The 721-nt window shown below is 70.3% G+C and carries 1 protein-coding gene; it reads right to left on the reverse strand.

Features of this window, described 5'->3' with window-relative positions:
- A partial coding sequence (locus A8G08_RS06965; RefSeq protein ID WP_157108440.1) for an AMP-binding protein occupies positions 1-721 on the reverse strand: 721 nt, incomplete at both ends.

Genomic DNA, 721 nt, shown 5'->3' on the forward strand with positions numbered 1-721 from the left:
CGCGGTGCACGAGGGTCAACGCGAAATCGACGCTGGGGTGGGTGGTGAGGGTGGTGTCGACTTCGCCGGGTTCGACGCGGATGCCGTTGAGCTGGACCTGGTCGTCGGAACGGCCCACGTACACCAGCTCCGGTGTTGACGAGCCGGTCTGCCAGCGGACGAGGTCGCCGGTGCGGTAGAGGCGTTGACCCGGGGTGGTGGGGTCGGCGATGAACCGTCCGGCGGTGAGGTCGGGGCGCTGGTGGTAGCCGCGGGCGAGTTGCGGCCCCGCAAGGTACAGCTCACCCAGGACGCCGGGCGCGACGGGGCGCAGCCGGGTGTCGAGGACGAGGGCGCGCACTCCGGGCAGGAGCCCGCCGAGGGTGATCGCAGCCGGGTCGGACAGCGGGCCGGTCAGGGTGGTGATGATGGTGGTTTCGGTGGGGCCGTAGCTGTTGTGGAACCGGACTTGGGGCCCGAATCGGGTGACGAGGTCGGGTGGGCATACGTCACCACCGACGACCGCGGTCTGTAGCGAGGGGACGGCGTCGGCGTCGACGGTGCCCAGGATCGCGGGCGCGGTGAGGGTGTGGGTCACTTCTTCGCGGGCGAGCAGTTCGGTGAGGTCTGGGCCGCCGTAGATGTCGGGGTCGGCGATGACCAGGGTGGCGCCGGCGGAGAAGGTGTGGATCATTTCGAACACCGAGGCGTCGAAGGAGGCCGAGGAGAACCGCAGGACCCG

Source organism: Aldersonia kunmingensis, assembly GCF_001646865.1.
Classification (GTDB): domain Bacteria; phylum Actinomycetota; class Actinomycetes; order Mycobacteriales; family Mycobacteriaceae; genus Aldersonia; species Aldersonia kunmingensis.